The following is a 1,191-nucleotide window of genomic DNA, read 5'->3' as shown; positions in this document are numbered from 1 at the left end:
TAACAAGAGACTATGGCGTCAATAGCTAATTTTTGGCGCTATCTTTATCCCACATTATACCGTCTCTTAGCATTGAATTAAGTGTCACAACCATCTTTCTCATACAGGCAACTATCGCTACTTTCTTTGGCTTTCCTGCCGCAAGTAATCGTTTATAAGTTGCTTTAAAAACAGGGTTGCATTGGATAGCCGACATCATCGCCATGTACATAACGGTTCTAACCTGAGCTCGTCCTCCTTGTATCATCCGCTTACCTTTAAAGCGTCCACTTTCTCTTGTTATTGGAGCGACACCAATGAGAGAAGAAGCTTGTTTATTAGTGATAAGACCTAACTCAGGTACATTGCTAATCAAGGAGGCAGCAAGAACTTTTCCAACGCCTGGCATGCTTTGAAGAACCGCGTTTTTGGCTTGATACTCAGGGCAACTATCAATCAGTTTCTCTATTTTTTCTTCTACTTTCTCTATCTGATTTTTTAGTGCGGTAAGAATGGGAGAAATAGTGGATGCGATATTCTTTGGTAATATTTGTAGTCGGTTTCTTTCCATGGTCTGCATGGAGAGTAGTTGGTTGCGTCGTGTAACTAAGTCACTCATAAGGCGCATGTTTTGGCTTTTTAGTTTGGTCAGTTCTGGCTGAACTCGTTCGGCATAATATGCGATGAGTGCGGCATCTAAGCGGTCGTTTTTAGCGCGTTGGCCAATGGCACCAGCGAACTTTTTAATGCGCAGCGGGTTGGCAACAACATAAGGTAATTTGGCATTATCACAGGCGAGTATGAAGGGCATTTCTAATCGACCTGTTGCTTCGATGACAACGCGTTGAGGTTTGTGTTTCTTAATGGTTTTGATGGCATCGTTGATGCCTTTTTCATTGTTCGGGACGGTGAAGTAAATATCGAGTGGGCGGATATAAATATCTAATTGTGACTTACCCGTATCAACGCCGACATTAATATTTTGAAGTGTGTTTGTATTCATAATAAGCTAACTCTTGCTTGCAAATGCGGGCTCGAGACCCAGAAGACTATTCGAGTGTGGAGCTTGGAGTTCTATCTGGCGTTCGTACTTGTTATCGGTCTCTCGATAGAGGAGCCATCGTTTAATCGAACTACCAGATAGAAGAACTTTAGTTGCAGCTAAAGTCTGGGTCTCACCTTACCCGATTGGAGAGCTTATTATCCATACAA

At 42.4% G+C, this 1,191-nt stretch carries 1 protein-coding gene; it reads right to left on the bottom strand.

Going from position 1 to position 1,191, the window contains the following annotated elements:
* Window positions 1-25: 25 nt before the first annotated feature.
* Window positions 26-982 (bottom strand): IS110 family transposase, encoded by a 957-nt coding sequence (locus HC752_RS24175; protein ID WP_190337728.1) that lies wholly within the window; start codon window positions 980-982, stop codon window positions 26-28.
* Between the last annotated feature and the right edge of the window lie 209 nt (window positions 983-1,191).

Origin of the sequence: Vibrio sp. S9_S30 (assembly GCF_014694455.1) — a bacterium.
Classification (GTDB): Bacteria; Pseudomonadota; Gammaproteobacteria; order Enterobacterales; family Vibrionaceae; genus Vibrio.
This window is presented reverse-complemented; position numbering and strand designations above follow the sequence as displayed.